This window comes from Chromohalobacter sp. (assembly GCF_039830575.1).
In the GTDB taxonomy this organism is placed as follows: domain Bacteria; phylum Pseudomonadota; class Gammaproteobacteria; order Pseudomonadales; family Halomonadaceae; genus Chromohalobacter; species Chromohalobacter israelensis.
Genome location: NZ_JBDOOX010000005.1, coordinates 114,028 through 129,200, shown reverse-complemented (window position 1 = coordinate 129,200; position 15,173 = coordinate 114,028). Strand labels below are relative to the sequence as shown.

14 protein-coding genes are annotated in these 15,173 nt (G+C 65.1%); 11 read left to right on the top strand and 3 right to left on the bottom strand.

From position 1 onward, the window contains the following. The first annotated feature begins 116 nt into the window (after positions 1 to 116). The 9 genes from rsfS to lipB all read left to right on the top strand — a co-directional run bounded on the left by rsfS (position 117) and on the right by lipB (position 8,306). Entirely contained in the window at positions 117 to 488 is a 372-nt protein-coding gene (gene rsfS / locus ABGX75_RS03690) for a ribosome silencing factor (protein WP_011506842.1), read from the top strand. Beyond that, a complete protein-coding gene (gene rlmH / locus ABGX75_RS03685; RefSeq protein WP_084075544.1) occupies positions 485 to 952 on the top strand; it encodes a 23S rRNA (pseudouridine(1915)-N(3))-methyltransferase RlmH in 468 nt (155 codons plus the stop codon). The genes rsfS and rlmH overlap by 4 nt, the downstream gene beginning before the upstream one ends. A 63-nt stretch (positions 953 to 1,015) precedes the next feature. Then, positions 1,016 to 2,917: a penicillin-binding protein 2 gene (gene mrdA, locus ABGX75_RS03680; protein ID WP_011506844.1), complete on the top strand. Its 1,902-nt coding sequence runs from the start codon at positions 1,016 to 1,018 to the stop codon at positions 2,915 to 2,917. Positions 2,918 to 2,951: 34 nt separating this feature from the next. Further along, positions 2,952 to 4,049 (top strand): rod shape-determining protein RodA, encoded by a 1,098-nt coding sequence (gene rodA / locus ABGX75_RS03675; RefSeq protein ID WP_083831090.1) that lies wholly within the window; start codon positions 2,952 to 2,954, stop codon positions 4,047 to 4,049. Between the two features lie 70 nt (positions 4,050 to 4,119). After that, entirely contained in the window at positions 4,120 to 5,142 is a 1,023-nt protein-coding gene (gene mltB, locus ABGX75_RS03670; protein WP_256985080.1) for a lytic murein transglycosylase B, read from the top strand. After that, positions 5,139 to 6,011, top strand: coding sequence for a septal ring lytic transglycosylase RlpA family protein (locus ABGX75_RS03665; RefSeq protein WP_011506847.1), 873 nt, complete (start codon positions 5,139 to 5,141; stop codon positions 6,009 to 6,011). The genes mltB and ABGX75_RS03665 overlap by 4 nt, the downstream gene beginning before the upstream one ends. Positions 6,012 to 6,158: 147 nt before the next feature. Then, a complete protein-coding gene (locus tag ABGX75_RS03660) occupies positions 6,159 to 7,238 on the top strand; it encodes a D-alanyl-D-alanine carboxypeptidase family protein (protein ID WP_011506848.1) in 1,080 nt (359 codons plus the stop codon). Positions 7,239 to 7,347: 109 nt separating this feature from the next. Then, positions 7,348 to 7,644, top strand: a complete 297-nt coding sequence (locus ABGX75_RS03655; RefSeq protein WP_011506849.1) for a DUF493 domain-containing protein — start codon at positions 7,348 to 7,350, stop codon at positions 7,642 to 7,644. Further along, a complete protein-coding gene (gene lipB / locus ABGX75_RS03650; protein WP_301968439.1) occupies positions 7,644 to 8,306 on the top strand; it encodes a lipoyl(octanoyl) transferase LipB in 663 nt (220 codons plus the stop codon). The genes ABGX75_RS03655 and lipB overlap by 1 nt, the downstream gene beginning before the upstream one ends. A 94-nt stretch (positions 8,307 to 8,400) precedes the next feature. Here the strand turns inward: lipB and lipA are convergent, their stop codons facing one another. From lipA to ABGX75_RS03635, 3 genes are all read right to left on the bottom strand, one after another. After that, complete coding sequence (lipA, locus tag ABGX75_RS03645; protein ID WP_035409999.1) at positions 8,401 to 9,450, bottom strand: lipoyl synthase; 1,050 nt, start codon at positions 9,448 to 9,450, stop codon at positions 8,401 to 8,403. A gap of 195 nt (positions 9,451 to 9,645) precedes the next feature. Beyond that, entirely contained in the window at positions 9,646 to 10,668 is a 1,023-nt protein-coding gene (locus tag ABGX75_RS03640; RefSeq protein WP_347410957.1) for a zinc-binding alcohol dehydrogenase family protein, read from the bottom strand. 87 nt (positions 10,669 to 10,755) lie between these two features. Next, positions 10,756 to 11,730 carry a LysR family transcriptional regulator gene (locus ABGX75_RS03635; RefSeq protein WP_011506853.1) on the bottom strand — a complete coding sequence of 325 codons (975 nt, stop codon included), beginning with the start codon at positions 11,728 to 11,730 and terminating at the stop codon, positions 10,756 to 10,758. A gap of 173 nt (positions 11,731 to 11,903) precedes the next feature. On the opposite strand from ABGX75_RS03635, the gene ABGX75_RS03630 reads away from it, so the two are divergent. Continuing rightward, entirely contained in the window at positions 11,904 to 13,319 is a 1,416-nt protein-coding gene (locus ABGX75_RS03630) for an acetyl-CoA carboxylase biotin carboxylase subunit (RefSeq protein WP_011506854.1), read from the top strand. An 11-nt stretch (positions 13,320 to 13,330) separates the two neighbouring features. Further along, the gene (oadA, locus tag ABGX75_RS03625) at positions 13,331 to 15,145 is read left to right on the top strand and encodes a sodium-extruding oxaloacetate decarboxylase subunit alpha (protein WP_347410958.1); all 1,815 of its coding nucleotides are present in this window, start codon (positions 13,331 to 13,333) and stop codon (positions 15,143 to 15,145) included. Positions 15,146 to 15,173: the final 28 nt, after the last annotated feature.

Here is a 15,173-nt window from a genome sequence, read left to right as displayed (position 1 = left end):
CGCGGCGGCCCTCGGGACGCCGACACGGCTTTTTATCGTGAGCCCTGGCGGTTTGGTGGCAGCGCGGTAGAATGCGACCTTGCCCAAGCAGGGCGACGACACATGAACGAGGAGCTATGCAGACCGAAGCACTCAAAACGCTGGTAATGAACACGCTCGAGGAACTCAAGGCACGCGATGTTGCCGAACTCGACGTTGCTTCGCTGACCAGCGTCACCGATACCATGATCGTAGCCAGCGGTACGTCGAGCCGACACGTGGGGGCCTTGGCCGAGAGCGTGGTCGAGTCCGTCAAGGAAGCCGGCTATCGTCCCCTGGGGGTCGAGGGGCGCCAGGGCAGCGACTGGGTCCTGGTCGATCTGGGCGAACTCGTGGTGCATGTCATGCTGCCCGAGACGCGTCAGTTGTACGATCTCGAACGTTTGTGGTCCGACCTTCCCAGCGATGGGGCGGTTGCCGAGGAGGCGCTGGGCGGGGTGCGTGGATGAAACTCCGCGTTCTGGCCGTTGGAACGCGCATGCCCGACTGGGTGACACGAGGCGTCGACGAGTATCTCAAGCGGCTGCCGCGGGATTTCAGCGTCGAGATCGTCGAGATCGCGCCCGGCAAACGCGGCAAGAATGCCGACGTGGCCCGGGCGATCCAGGGCGAGGGCAATGCCATGCTGGCCAAGCTGCGCGATCAGGAGCGTGTCATCGCGCTGGCCGTCGACGGGCAACACTGGAGTACCGAGCGCCTCGCCGCCAATGCCGATCATTGGCGGCAGGACGGGCGCGATGTGGCACTGCTGGTGGGCGGGCCGGACGGGCTCGACCCCCGCTTGCTGTCGCGCGCCGAACAGCGCTGGTCGCTATCGGCACTGACGCTGCCGCATCCGCTGGTGCGCATTCTATTGGCCGAGCAGCTGTATCGTGCTTGGACCTTGCTGGCCGGGCACCCTTATCACCGATGAGCATCCAGGCCATGACGTGCCGGGGTGAATGCCTTCCACCTTCCCGCTTGTTATCGGGGACCCATGCGTAAACGTCGCGACGCAATCAAGGATACCGAACGCGAGGTCCGGGTCTTCCGTGGCCGCTCGTTCCTGGCCGCCGTGCTCGTGCTGTTGATGGCCGGCGGACTCGGTGCCCGCCTGTTCTACCTTCAGGTCGTCGAACACGAGGTGTTCACCACCCGCTCGGAGAACAACCGCGTCCGGGTCGAGCCGCTGCCCCCGACCCGGGGCTTGATCTACGACCGTCAGGGCAAGCTGGTGGCGGAGAATCGGCCGACCTATAACCTCACCATCGTGCGCGAGCGAGTCGACGATCTCGACGCCACCCTCGAGCGACTGGTCGATGTCCTGGGGCTGGACGAAGATCAGGTCGCGGCGTTCCGCAAACGCTCGCGCCAGCGTCAGCGGCCGTATCAACCGGCCTTGCTGATGAGCGATCTCAGCGAGCGCCAGATTGCCCACCTGGCCGTCAATCGCTACCGGCTTCCGGGTGTCGAGGTCGAGGCGCAATGGCTGCGCTATTATCCCGACCCCAAGATCATGTCGCACGTGCTGGGCTACGTGGGGCGAATCAACGAGCAGGAGCTCGCATCGCTGGACGGTGGCAACTACGCGGGTACGCACTATATCGGCAAGACCGGGATCGAGAAGCAGTACGAAGCCGCCCTGCACGGGCAGGCCGGCTTGCGCAAGGTGGAGACCAACGCGCGCGGGCGCGTGCTTCGCGAGCTCGAGCGTACACCGCCGCAACCGGGCAAGGACCTGACGCTGACCATCGATACGCGCCTGCAGCAGCTGGCGTACGATCTGCTGGACGGCCGGCGCGGGTCCATCGTCGCCATTCAGCCCCAGACGGGCGATATCCTGGCGATGGTGTCGGCGCCGGGGTTCGACTCGAACAAGTTCGTGACCGGCATTTCCTACAAGGACTATCAAGCCCTGCAGCAGGACCTCGACCTGCCGTTGTTCAACCGGGCCGTACGCGGCCACTATCCACCGGGCTCCACGATCAAGCCGTTCGAAGCGCTGGCGGCATTGCAGCACGGCGTGGTGACACCGGACGAGGTCATCTACGATCCCGGCTACTACAAGCTGCCCAACGACTCTCGCCATTACCGCAACTGGCTGCGCTGGGGGCATGGCCGAGTCGATCTGGAGCGTGCCCTGGCCGTGTCCAACAATACGTACTTCTACACCATGGCGCATCGCCTCGGGATCGACGCGTTATCCAGCTTCATGCACAAGTTCGGCTTCGGCGAAGTCAACTCGCTGGACGTGCAGGGCGCCTCGGCGGGTACCGTGCCGTCGCGTGAATGGAAACGCGCGAAGTACGATCAGCCCTGGTACCCCGGGGAAACGCTCTCGGCCGGTATCGGCCAGGGGTATTGGATGGTCACGCCCCTGCAGCTCGCCACCGCCGAGGCGACCCTGGCCAATCGCGGGCACTGGGTGCGTCCGCATCTTGCCAAGCGTGTCGGCGAGACCACGGTCGAGCCGCCTTTCGAGAACACCAGGCAGGACGTGGAGCTCGACAAGGATGCCTGGTGGGACGACGTGTTCAGCGGCATGCAGAAAGTGGTCAGCGGTCGTGAAGGGACCGCGCGCCACATCGGCAAGGGGCTGAAGTATGAAATGGCCGGCAAGTCGGGGACGGCGCAGGTGTTTTCGCTGGGGCAAAACCAGAAATACGATGCCGATGAACTCAGGGAGCGCCTGCGGGACCATGCCCTGTTCACGGCGTTCGCCCCGGTGGACGATCCCCAGATCGCCATTGCCGTGATCGTCGAGAACGCGGGGGGCGGCAGTTCGCACGCCGCCGGACTGGCCCGTGCGCTGGCGGACGAGTGGCTTTTGCCCGATGACGAGAACACCCACCAGGCCGAGAAACTGATCGAGGAGGACGTCGAAGTTGAAGGGACTTGAGTGGCGTCGATTCAGTCCGGCATCGTCCGATGGCATGGGGCGCAAGCGTTCGTTGTGGTCGCGCCTGCATCTCGACCCCTGGCTGCTGCTGCTGCTGCTGACCTTGATGGGGGCGGGACTGGTCGTCCTGTACAGCGCCAGCGGCATGAGTCCGGCGGTCACCATGGGACAGGGCATGCGCTTCGGGGTTGCCTTGCTGGCCATGTTCATGGTCGCCCAGTTTTCGCCGGGCACCCTGTACCGCTGGACGCCGTTGGCCTATTGCACGGGCGTGGCGATGCTGCTGGCGGTGGAGATCATGGGCGATATCGGCATGGGGGCGCAGCGTTGGCTGGAAATCCCCGGCGTGATCCGCTTTCAGCCGTCGGAATTGATGAAGCTGGCGGTCCCCATGATGGTCGCGGCTTATCTCTGCAAGCGCCCGCTGCCGCCCAATACCCGCGATTTGCTGGTGTGCGGCTTCATCATCGGCTTCCCGGTGATGCTGATCATGCGTCAGCCCGACCTGGGAACGTCGCTGCTGGTGGCGTGTGCCGCGGTCTTCGTCATTTTCCTCGCCGGGCTGTCGTGGCGAGTGATCGCCTTGCTGGGGGCACTGGCGGCGTCGGCCTTGCCGCTTTTGTGGTTCAACATGCATGAATATCAGCGCCAGCGCGTGCTGACGTTCCTGAATCCGGAAAGCGATCCGCTGGGCGCGGGCTGGAACATCATCCAGTCGAAGACCGCCATCGGCAGTGGCGGGGTCTTCGGCAAGGGATGGGGACTGGGGACACAGTCCCAGCTGGAGTTCCTGCCCGAACGTCACACCGACTTCATCGTTGCCGTGCTCGGGGAAGAGTGGGGGCTGATCGGCATGCTGGTCTTCCTGGCGCTCTATGTCCTGATCGTGGGGCGCGGACTGTTTCTCGCCAATACCGCGCAGAACACCTATGGACGCCTGGTGGGGGGCAGCATCGTGCTGACGTTTTTCATCTACGTCTTCGTCAATATCGGCATGGTCAGCGGCATTCTGCCCGTCGTCGGAGTGCCGTTGCCGCTGGTCAGTTTCGGGGGGACGTCCAGCGTGACCTTGCTGATCGGTTTCGGTATCCTCATGTCCGTTCACAGCCACCGGCGGTTGCTGCCGCGCTAGGCATGCCAAGACACGCAAGGATAGCGACCACATACCAGGGCCAAGGAGCCTGTGCCTGATGAAGCGGAACATGACACGCGCCCAGCGAAAAAAATTCGGCCCGCTACTGGCGGCGATGTTCCTGGGGCTGTGCGGAGGCGCGGCGCAGGCGGCACCGGATTTCGATCCCGCCTCGCATGAGAACATTCGTCAATGGCTCGATGGGGTGGCCCGGCAAGGCCTGGCACGCGACGAGGTGACGCGGGCGCTGCAGCATGCACGCTTCCGGCAGAACGTGCTGGATGCCATGCAGGGAGCCGCGGAGCGTCGGCTGAGCTGGCACGAGTACCGCGATATCTTCGTGCAGCCCAGGCGCGTTCAGGAAGGGGTGGCATTCATCGAGGCGCATCGCGAGGCGTTTGCGCGCGCCGAGCGCGAATTCGGCGTCCCGCCGGCCTACATCGCCGCCATCATCGGCGTCGAGACGCGCTATGGGCAGCACAAGGGCGACCACCGCGTGCTCGACTCCCTGGCCACCCTGGCGTTCCATCATCCCTCGCGTGGCGACTTCTTCCAGGGCGAGCTCGCGGCCTTTCTCGAGATCACGCTCGAGCAGGACATCTCGCCGCAAATGCCCAAGGGATCCTATGCCGGGGCCATGGGCTATCCGCAGTTCATTCCCACGAGCTACCAGGCCTATGCGGTCGATTTCGACGGCGACGGTCGCCGCGATCTCTGGGAAGATCCCGTGGATGCGATCGGCAGCGTGGGCAATTACTTCGCCGAACATGGCTGGCGGCGCGACGCCCCCGTGGTGACGCCGGCCGAGGGACCGGCGACGCCCCCCGACGGCATTGACTTCAACGCCACCCGGGCGCCTTATCTCGAGGCGTCGCGGCTGGCCTCGGCCGGCATCGTGCCGCGCGACGGCGCGTCGGTGGACGGGAGCGTGGTGCCCCTGTCGCTGGAGCTGGCCGATGGCAGCTACCGGTATGCCCTGGGGCATCGCAATTTCTATGTCATCACGCGTTACAACCACAGCCATCTGTACGCCATGGCGGTACACGATCTCGCCGAACGCATCCAGGCGGCGCTCGACGGAGACCCGGCATGAAGTGGGGCGGGGCGCTGCTCTGCATGCTGGTCCTCTTGCTGGCTGGCTGCGCCAGCGAGGGAGGCGGTCGCTACGCCCAGCAGCGCGACGCCTATCCGGATGCACCGCCGGACGTGTCCCAGGTGCCGGACGCGGTGCCCAAGGTCGAGCCGCGAGCCAAGAGCGGCAATCGCTCCACCTACGAAGTGTGGGGCAAGACCTACCATGTGCTGTCCGACCCAAGCGGCTACGAAGCGGAAGGGGAGGCGTCATGGTACGGCACGAAGTTCCAGGGCTATGACACTGCCAGCGGTGAGCCCTATGACATGTACAAGATGTCGGCGGCACACCGCACGCTGCCCTTGCCGACCTACGCCCGGGTCACCAATCTCGACAACGGTCGTGACGTCATCGTGCGCATCAACGATCGCGGTCCGTTCCATGGCGATCGGTTGATCGACCTTTCCTATGCGGCGGCGGCGCGTCTGAAGATTCTCGGTGGCGGCACGGGGCACGTTCGTGTCGAGGCCATTGACCCCAGGCAATGGGCCGAGCAGCATGAGCGTACCGGATCGTCGCGCCCGGCATCGCAGGCTGCGCCTTCCACCAAGGACGAGGCCGTCGCGCAGACATCGTCGCCCGCCGCCGAGTCATCAGCGCGCGAGGCACGTTACGTTCAGGTGGCGGCCTTCGGGTCCGCGACGAATGCCAGGGCGCTCGAGGCGCGCCTGAAAGATCGTCTGTCGCGCCCGGTGCGCGTGCGCAAGGAAGCGTCGTTGTACCGGGTCCAGGTCGGGCCGGTTCGCGATGCAGCACATATCGATTCCATCCAGGCGGCACTGCAAGAGGCGGGTTTCGACCAGTCGTTTGTGGTGTCCGCTGCCGAGTAACCCCGCTTAGCGAGAAATGTTGTCATGAGAGTGTTCGCTCAATCGTCACTGTTACGCGTTGTTCTACTGGTCACGCTATGTATCGGCGTCCTCGCGCCAACGGCACATGCCCAGAATCCACCGGAACCGTCGCCGGTGCCATCTTCCATGGTACCGTCCGCGCCGGAGCTGGCGGCGTCGGCATGGGTATTGATGGACGCCGATAGCGGCAAGATCCTGGTCGAGCACAATGCCGACAAGGAACTGCCGCCGGCCAGTCTCACCAAGATGATGACGGCCTATATCGTCGAGCGCGAAATCGATGCCGGCAACATCAGTGGCGACGACGAGGCCACGATCAGCGAAAACGCCTGGCGGACCGGCGGCTCGCGGATGTTTCTCAATCCGGGCAGCAAGGTGAGCATCGACAATCTGCTCCGGGGCGTGGTGATCCAGTCGGGTAACGATGCCAGCGTGGCGCTGGCCGAGCATATCGCGGGCAGCGAGGACGCCTTTGCCGATCTCATGAATCAGCAGGCGGCGCGGATGAAGCTCGAGCACACGCATTTCATGAACCCCACCGGGCTGCCCCACGAGGAACACTACTCCTCGGCGCACGATCTGGCGGTCATCGCTCAGCACATCATCAAGGACTACCCCGACCATTACGAGGTCTATTCCGAAAAGTACTTCACCTGGAACGACATTCGCCAGCCGAACCGCAACCGCCTGCTATGGCGCGACCCGAACGTCGATGGCTTGAAGACGGGGCACACCGAGGCCGCCGGCTATTGCCTGGTCGCGTCCGCCAAGAAGGACGGTACGCGCCTGGTGGCCGTGGTCATGGGAACCGACTCCGATGAAGCGCGGGCCCAGGAAACCCAGAAGCTGCTGAGCTACGGGTTCCGCTTCTTCGAGACGCAACGTCTCTACGAAAGCGGCGCCGTGCTCAATACGCCCCGCATCTGGGGAGGCGAGAAGGACGAATTGCGTCTGGGCGTCGCCGACGATGTCTACTTGACCGTGCCCCGTGGGCGCAGCGACGAGCTGAGCGCTCAGCTCGACATTCGCGAAACCATCGAGGCGCCGGTGAGCGCGGGCGATCGCCTGGGAACCTTGAAGATCGTGCTGGACGGCGAGGTGCTCGACGAGCGGCCGCTGGTGGCACTGGAGTCGATCGACGAGGGCGGCTTCTTCAAGCGGATCTGGGATAGCGTGCTGCAGTTCGTGAACGGCTTCTTCGACTGATCCGGCGGTGGAGGGTGGCGTCGGGTCGGCGCCGCCCTTGGTCGTCGCGGTAAGGTTGAGTAGAATACTCGGACATATCATGCCGAGCCCATACGAGGCCGTTCTACCCATGCAACAGACTTCGCCTACCGAGCAAGGGGCGTCGCAGGACGCACCCAAAATCGAGTTTCCCTGTCAGTATCCCATCAAGATCGTCGGTGACGCGGCGCCCGATTTCAAGGCCGCCGTGCTGGATATCGTCGAGCAGCATGCGCCGGGGTTCGACCGCAGCAGCGTGCGCATGGTCGATAGTCGCAACGGTCGTTTTCAATCCGTGCGCGTGGTCATCCGGGCCACGGGGCATGAGCAGCTCAATGCATTGTTCCATTCGCTCAAGGCGACTGGGCGCGTGCACATGGTGATGTGATGGCCGCCGAGCGCGGGCTTCCCCCGATCGAGTTGCATCGCCTTGGGCGGCGCCCCTATGTGCCGGTATGGCAGGCCATGCGCGAGTTCACCGACACGCGCGATGCCGACAGCCCCGATCAGTTCTGGCTGGTCGAACACGACCCGGTGTTCACCCAGGGGCAGGCGGGCAAGGCCGAGCACCTGCTCATGCCCGGGGACATCCCCGTGGTGGCTACCGATCGAGGCGGGCAGGTGACCTATCATGGGCCGGGGCAGGTGGTGTTGTATCCGCTGATCGATGTGCGTCGTGGCAAGCTGGGAGTGCGCGAGCTGGTCAGCGCGCTCGAGCAGGCGGTCATCGACTTGCTGGCCGCGCATGGCGTCGCGGCCCGGGCGCGCCCCGATGCGCCCGGGGTCTACGTGGGCGAGACCAAGATCGCCTCGCTGGGGCTGCGCATTCGTCGCGGCGCCAGCTTTCATGGCGTGGCGCTCAACGTCGATGGCGACCTGTCCCCCTTCCAGCGTATCAACCCCTGCGGCCATGCCGGCATGGCGATGACACGTCTCGCCGATCTCGTCGACGATTGTCCGGGCTGCGAGGCCGTGGCACTCGAACTGGCCGAATGCCTGGCCCGGCAACTCGGCCGTCGACTGACGCCGATGGATACCGTGCCCGCCTGACCGCGCCGTGCGCAGCCTTCAACGACACGGCCCGCAGTGGACTGGTACCACTGCGGGCCGTTCGCGTTGCCGATGCTGTCGGAGGTGGCGTGCGTCAGCCGATGTTGACGGCGGCGATGCGGTCGGGGTCCGAGGCCTGACCGGGCACTGTGGCGGGTTCCGCCAGGCCCAGGTTGTTCTTCTCGAACACGCGATCCGCGCGATAGCTGGAGCGCACCAGCGGGCCGGAGGGCACTTCCATGAAGCCCTTGGCCAGGCCTTGCTGGCGATAGTGCTCGAATTCCTCGGGGGTGACCCAGCGTTCCACCGGCAGGTGATTGCGTGTCGGCTGCAGATACTGCCCCAGGGTGACGATATCGACGCCGATCTCGCGCAGGTCGTCGAAGGTCTGCAGGATCTCCTCCTCGGTCTCGCCGAGCCCCAGCATCAGGCTGGTCTTGGTGATCACCTCGGGGCGATGGCGCTTGGCATGCGCCAGGACATCGAGCGTCTTGCGGTAGCCGGCGCGCGGGTCGCGAACCCGGCCGGTCAGGCGTTCCACGGTCTCGACGTTCTGGGCGAACACCTCCAGGCCGGAGTCGACGACTTCCTCGATGGCACTGGGCACGCCATCGAAGTCCGGCGTCAGGGCTTCCACCGCGACCTGGGGGGTGCGCGCCTTGATTGCGCGGATGCAGGCGGCGTAGTGGCCGGCACCGCCGTCGGGCAGGTCGTCGCGGTCCACCGAGGTCAGCACGATGTAGCGCAAACCCATCAGTTCCACCGATTCCGCGGTGTTCGCCGGCTCTTCGTGATCCAGCCAGCCGCGCGGATTGCCGGTGTCGACGGCACAGAAACGGCAGGCACGGGTGCAGACCGATCCCATCAGCATGATGGTGGCGGTACCGTTGCTCCAGCATTCTCCCATGTTGGGGCAATGGGATTCGGCGCAGACGGTGCTGAGCCGATGTTCCTTGACGTTGCGCTTGACGGCCTCGAAACGCTCGCCGCCGGGCATCTGGACGCGTAGCCACTGAGGCTTGCGACCGCCCACGCCGCCTTCGGAGGGCTCGCGTGACTTCATGCCGTCCTTGATGGCGGCGATGCCTTGATCGTTGCGATATTTCTTGCCGCTGGTGATGCGCTGGGAAGGGGTATCACTCATTAGCGTGAGCCTCTCTGCAAGCCGGCCGACGGCGCCGAGGCGGCGCGACCACGGCATCATCGGAAAGGGGGCCGGGCGGCGTTTTCCGGGTAGCCTGGCACGGCATGACGATGCGTGTATTCATGCACCAAAGATACCACACAAGGCGTCATTCTGGACAGTTCGACCGGCCGCGCGGCCGGTCGAACCTGGGCGTCAGGCGGCGGGCATGGCACCGAGTACGAGCTTGCCGGTGGTGTGTCCGGTCTCTAGGCGCCGGTGCGCCTCGCCGAGGTTGGCCGGCGTCAGCGGACCGACGATGTCGCTGAGCGTGCTGCGCAGGCGGCCGGCGTCGAAATGCTCGGCCAGCGTCGCCAGGATCTGCCCCTGATGGGCGATATCGGCACCGTGCAGGGGCCGGGCGAACATGAATTCCCAGCTGAACGTCACTGCCTTGCCTTGCAGGGCATTGAGGTCGACGGGTTTCTGGGTCTCGGCGATGGCCACGATATGACCCAGGGGACGAATGAGCGACACCATGTTGTCCCAGTGATCGCCGATATCGTGGCAGTTGAAGATGTAGTCGACCTGCGCGTGGCCGGCCTGCTGCATGTTCGCCACGAGGTCGTGATGATCGACCACTTCGTGCGCGCCCATGCGCCGGCACCATTCGACGGACGTGTCGCGGGAAGCCGTGGCGATGACCTTGATGCCGGTGAGCTGCCGCGCCATCTGGATCGCGATCGAGCCGACGCCGCCGGCACCGTTGATGATCAGCAGGGTCTGCTCGCGATGGGTGTCATCGCCCCGAGATAGCTTGAGCTTGTCGAACAGGGCCTCCCAGGCGGTCAGGGACGTCAACGGCATGGCGGCCGCTTCCTCGACACTCAACTGCTGGGGGGCCTTGGCGGCCAGGCGGGCATCGACGAGCTGGTACTCGGCGTTGCAGCCGGGGCGTTCGACCTCGCCGGCATAGTAGACGCGATCTCCCGGTGCGAAGTGCTCGACGCCGGCGCCGACGCTTTCCACCCGGCCCACGGCGTCCCAGCCGAGCACATTGTGCTGGTCGCTGGGCAGGAAGGCACCCTGGCGTATCTTGGTGTCCACCGGGTTGACCGAGACGGCCTCGATGCGCACCAGCAGGTCCTGATCGCCGGGCGTGGGGGTCTCGCGCTGGCGAATCTCGAAGGCTTCTTCGGGGGCGGCCTGGGGCTGACCGGTCGTGGTGATCGCTTGCATGATTGACTCCGTGGAAAATCGAACGGGATGACGTTGCCCTCCTAGGTGAGGGCCGTCAGCGCTGGAGTCAAGGGCGGCAGTGGCGGATCAGGGCGTGCAGGCGAAGCTGGGGCCGGGCGCGGGGACCAGCGGTGCCTTGAAATGGGCGTTCAGCTCCGGCAGCAGCTCCCTGACGAAGCGCAGGAAGAGTTCGGTCACGGGCGTGGGATAGCGGTCCTTGGGATGCACGGTGCACCACGAACGGCGCAACGGAAAGCCCGGCAGCGTCGGTGAGGCCAGCAGTCCCGAGGCGAGTTCGAGCTGTACCGCCAGGCGCGGCAGCACGGCAACGCCAAGATGCGCCATGACGCCCTGCTTGATGGCTTCATTGGTGCCGAGCTCCAGCGTGTGGCGCAGCGAGACGCGCTCGCGGGCGACGAAGTCCTCGAAGGCGGTACGCGTTCCCGAACCGGGCTCGCGCATCAGCACGTAGTAGCGCGTGAAGTCCTCGAGCGTGGGCGCGTCGGCCGTCAGGAGCGGGTGGCCGGGCCACACCACGGGAATCATCTCGTTATCGAGGATCGGCATGAAGGCAAGATTGGCATCCTCGGGAACCATGCCCATGATCACCAGGTCGTCGCGGCGCTCGGCGAGACGCTCCAGGGCCTGGCCGCGATTGCAGACGCGCAGGCGCACCTGCACCTCCGGGTAGCGGGCGCGAAAGCGTGCCAGGATGTGGGGCACCACGTACTGTGCGGTGCTCACCGCGGCGAGATTGAGTTCGCCGCGGATGGTGCCCGCCAGTTCGGAGAGCTCCATCTGCAGGCTCGAGACCTGGCCGAAGATCGACTGTACCGAGGCGGCCAGCGCATCCGCGGCGGGCAGGACATGCAGCGTCTTGCCCGCATACTTGAACAGCGGCTGCTCGAGGGCCTGTTCGAGCTGGCGGATCTGGGCGCTGACCGCCGGCTGGGTCAGCCCGAGCTGTTCGGCCGCCCGCGAGTAGGACTGCTGGCGGTGCACGGCCTGGAAGACCTGCAGCTGGCGAAAGGTCAGACGATTGAGCAGATTGGGTCGCGACATGACGCCCCCGGCGTGGTCATAAGCTATTGCTTATAGCTTGGCAAAAAAATATCAATTTTTCTATTGGTCCTTCGGTGGGTAGCGTGAGAGGACGGATAACAAGCACGCTACGACCCAAACGGACGCCACGCTAATCGTCGATTAGCAGGGCGCCTGAAACCGGAGGGCAGACGGTGTTCAAGAAACTTCTCATCGCCAATCGTGGCGAAATCGCTGTACGCATTGTACGCGCCTGCGCCGAAATGGGCATCCGGTCGGTGGCGATCTACACCGAGCCCGACCGCTTCGCGCTGCACGTCAAGCGCGCCGACGAGGCGCATTTCGTGGGCGAAGACCCCTTGGCGGGGTACCTCGATCCGCGGCGCATCGTCGACCTGGCCCGCGAGACGGGCTGTGACGCGATCCACCCCGGCTATGGTTTCCTCTCGGAGAATGCCGATTTCGCACGCATCTGCGAAGACGCCGGCCTGGCCTTCGTGGGGCCGGACGCCAGCGTGATCGCGCGGATGGGCGACAAGACGGCGGCGCGCGCCGCGATGCGCGACGCCGGCGTGCCGGTGACGCCGGGCTCGGACGGCAATCTCGAGACCTGTGCCGAGGCCTTGGCACTGGCCGACACCATCGGCTATCCGGTCATGCTCAAGGCCACCTCCGGTGGCGGGGGGCGCGGCATTCGCCGTTGCGACACCCCGGCCCAGCTCGAGCAGGCCTGGGAGCGCGTGATTTCCGAAGCGACCAAGGCATTCGGCAGTGCCGACGTGTTCATGGAGAAATGCGTCGTCGAGCCGCATCACATCGAGGTGCAGATCCTTGCCGACAGCGTCGGTAACGTCATCCACCTCTTCGAGCGCGACTGCTCGATCCAGCGCCGCAATCAGAAGCTCATCGAGATCGCGCCCAGCCCTCAGCTGACGCCCGAACAACGGGCCTACGTCGGCGAGATGGCGGTTCGTGCGGCCAGCGCGGTTGGCTACGAAAACGCCGGTACCGTGGAGTTCCTCGTCAAGGGCAACGAGGTCTACTTCATGGAAATGAATACCCGAGTGCAAGTCGAGCACACCATTTCCGAGGCGATCACCGGCGTGGATATCGTGCGCGAGCAGCTGCGCATCGCCGCCGGCCTGAAGCTGGCCTACCGCCAGGAGGACATCCGTCATCACGGCTATGCGATCCAGTTCCGCATCAATGCCGAGGATCCCAAGAACGATTTCCTGCCGTCGTTCGGACGCATCACGCGTTATTACGCTCCCGGAGGGCCGGGGGTGCGCACCGATACCGCGATCTACACCGGCTATACGATCCCGCCGTATTTCGACTCCATGTGCTTGAAGCTGATCGTGTGGGGCATGAGCTGGGAAGAAACCCTCGATCGCGGCATCCGGGCCCTCAACGACATGCGTCTGCAAGGCGTCAAGACGACCGCGCCCTATTACCAGGAGATTCTGCGCCACCCCGATTTTCGCAGCGGGCATTTCGATACCGGTTTCGTGCCGGGACATCCCGAATTGCTCAATTACTCGGTCAAGCGCAATCCCGAGGAAGTCGCCCTGGCCATTGCCGCCGCCATCGCCGCCCACGCCGGTCTTTAAGGAGATACCTCATGAATGCCGTGTCATCTTCCCAGGTCAAAATCACCGATGTCGTGCTGCGCGACGGCCACCAGTCCTTGATCGCCACGCGCCTGCGCACCGAGGACATGCTGCCCGCCTGTGCCAAGCTGGATGCGATCGGCTATCACTCGCTCGAGGTATGGGGCGGTGCGACCTTCGATGCCTGCGTGCGCTTTCTCAAGGAAGATCCCTGGGAGCGCCTGCGCGCCTTCAAGGAGGCGATGCCCAACACGCCGCTGCAGATGTTGCTGCGCGGGCAGAACCTGCTGGGGTATCGGCATTACGCCGATGACGTCGTCGAGCGTTTCGTCGCCCGGTCGGCGGACAACGGCGTCGACGTCTTCCGCGTCTTCGATGCGCTCAACGACCTGCGCAACCTGGAAACCGCCATGCGTGCGGTCAAGGCCAGCGGCAAGCACGCCCAGGGCACGATCTGCTATACGGTGAGCCCGGTGCATACCCTGGCGATGTACGTGGATCAGGCCAAGCGACTGGTCGACATGGGCGCCGATTCGATCGCCATCAAGGACATGGCGGGGCTGCTGACGCCGTATGCCACGAGCGAGCTGGTGGCCGCCCTGGTCGAAGCCGTTGAGGTGCCGGTTCACCTGCATGCCCATGCCACCTCTGGATTGGCGCCGCTTTGCCATCTCAAGGCGGTCGAGGCGGGCTGCCGACACATCGATACCTGCATCTCGGCATTCGCCGGGGGGACCAGTCATCCCTCGACCGAATCCATGGTCGCCGCCTTCCAGGGCACCGAGTACGACAGCGGCCTGGACCTCGAGGCCCTCAAGGACATCGGTGACTATTTCCGCGGCGTGCGACAGAAGTATGCCGCCTTCGAAAGCGAGTTCACCCGCGAGGACGTCTCGGTACAGATCAACCAGGTACCGGGCGGCATGATGTCCAACCTCGCCAATCAGCTCAAGGAGCAGAACGCGCTTTCCAAGATCCGCGACGTGTTCGACGAGATTCCGCGGGTGCGCGCCGATCTCGGCTATCCGCCCCTGGTCACGCCGACCTCGCAGATCGTCGGTACCCAGGCCGTGATGAACGTTCTCACCGGCGAGCGCTACAAGACCATCACCAACGAAGTGAAGCGTTATCTGCAGGGTGGGTACGGCCATCCGCCGGCGGCGGTGGATGCCGACGTGCGCCGTCAGGCCATCGGCAACTCGCCGGTGGAGGAAGGGCGCCCCGCGGATCGGCTGTCTCCCGAGATGACGCGTCTGACGAAGGAGGTCGGCGAGCTGGCGGACAGCGAGGAAGACGTGCTGACCTTCGCCATGTTCCCCGAGCTGGGACGTGATTACCTCCAGGGACGGCGCGACGGTACGCTGGTCACGGAGCCGATACCCGCCGCCGCCGCCGGCGATGCCAATCGGCCGGTCACCGAAGGGGTGCCCACCGAATTCGTGATCGACGTGCACGGGGAGTCCTATGAAGTGCAGATCACCGGGGTCGGCGGCAACAGCGGTGGCAAGCGTCAGGTGTATCTGACGCTCGACGGCATGCCGGAGGAGGTCGTCTTCGAGGCCAAGGATGCCTTCGTCGGCGGCGAGACCTCGGGGCGTGCGCGTGCTTCGCAGCCCGGCCACGTCACCACTTCCATGCCCGGCAACATCGTCGATGTGCTGGTCGCCGAGGGTGACCGCGTCGAGGAAGGCCAGGCGGTCTTGATCACCGAGGCGATGAAGATGGAGACCGAGGTGCAGGCGCGGGTCTCGGGAACCGTCGAGGCGGTACACGTCGCCAAGGGCGACCGTGTCACGCCGGGCGAGGTACTGGTCGAGATCGCCTGATCCGCTGCCGCCGCGAGCGCTTCGCCCC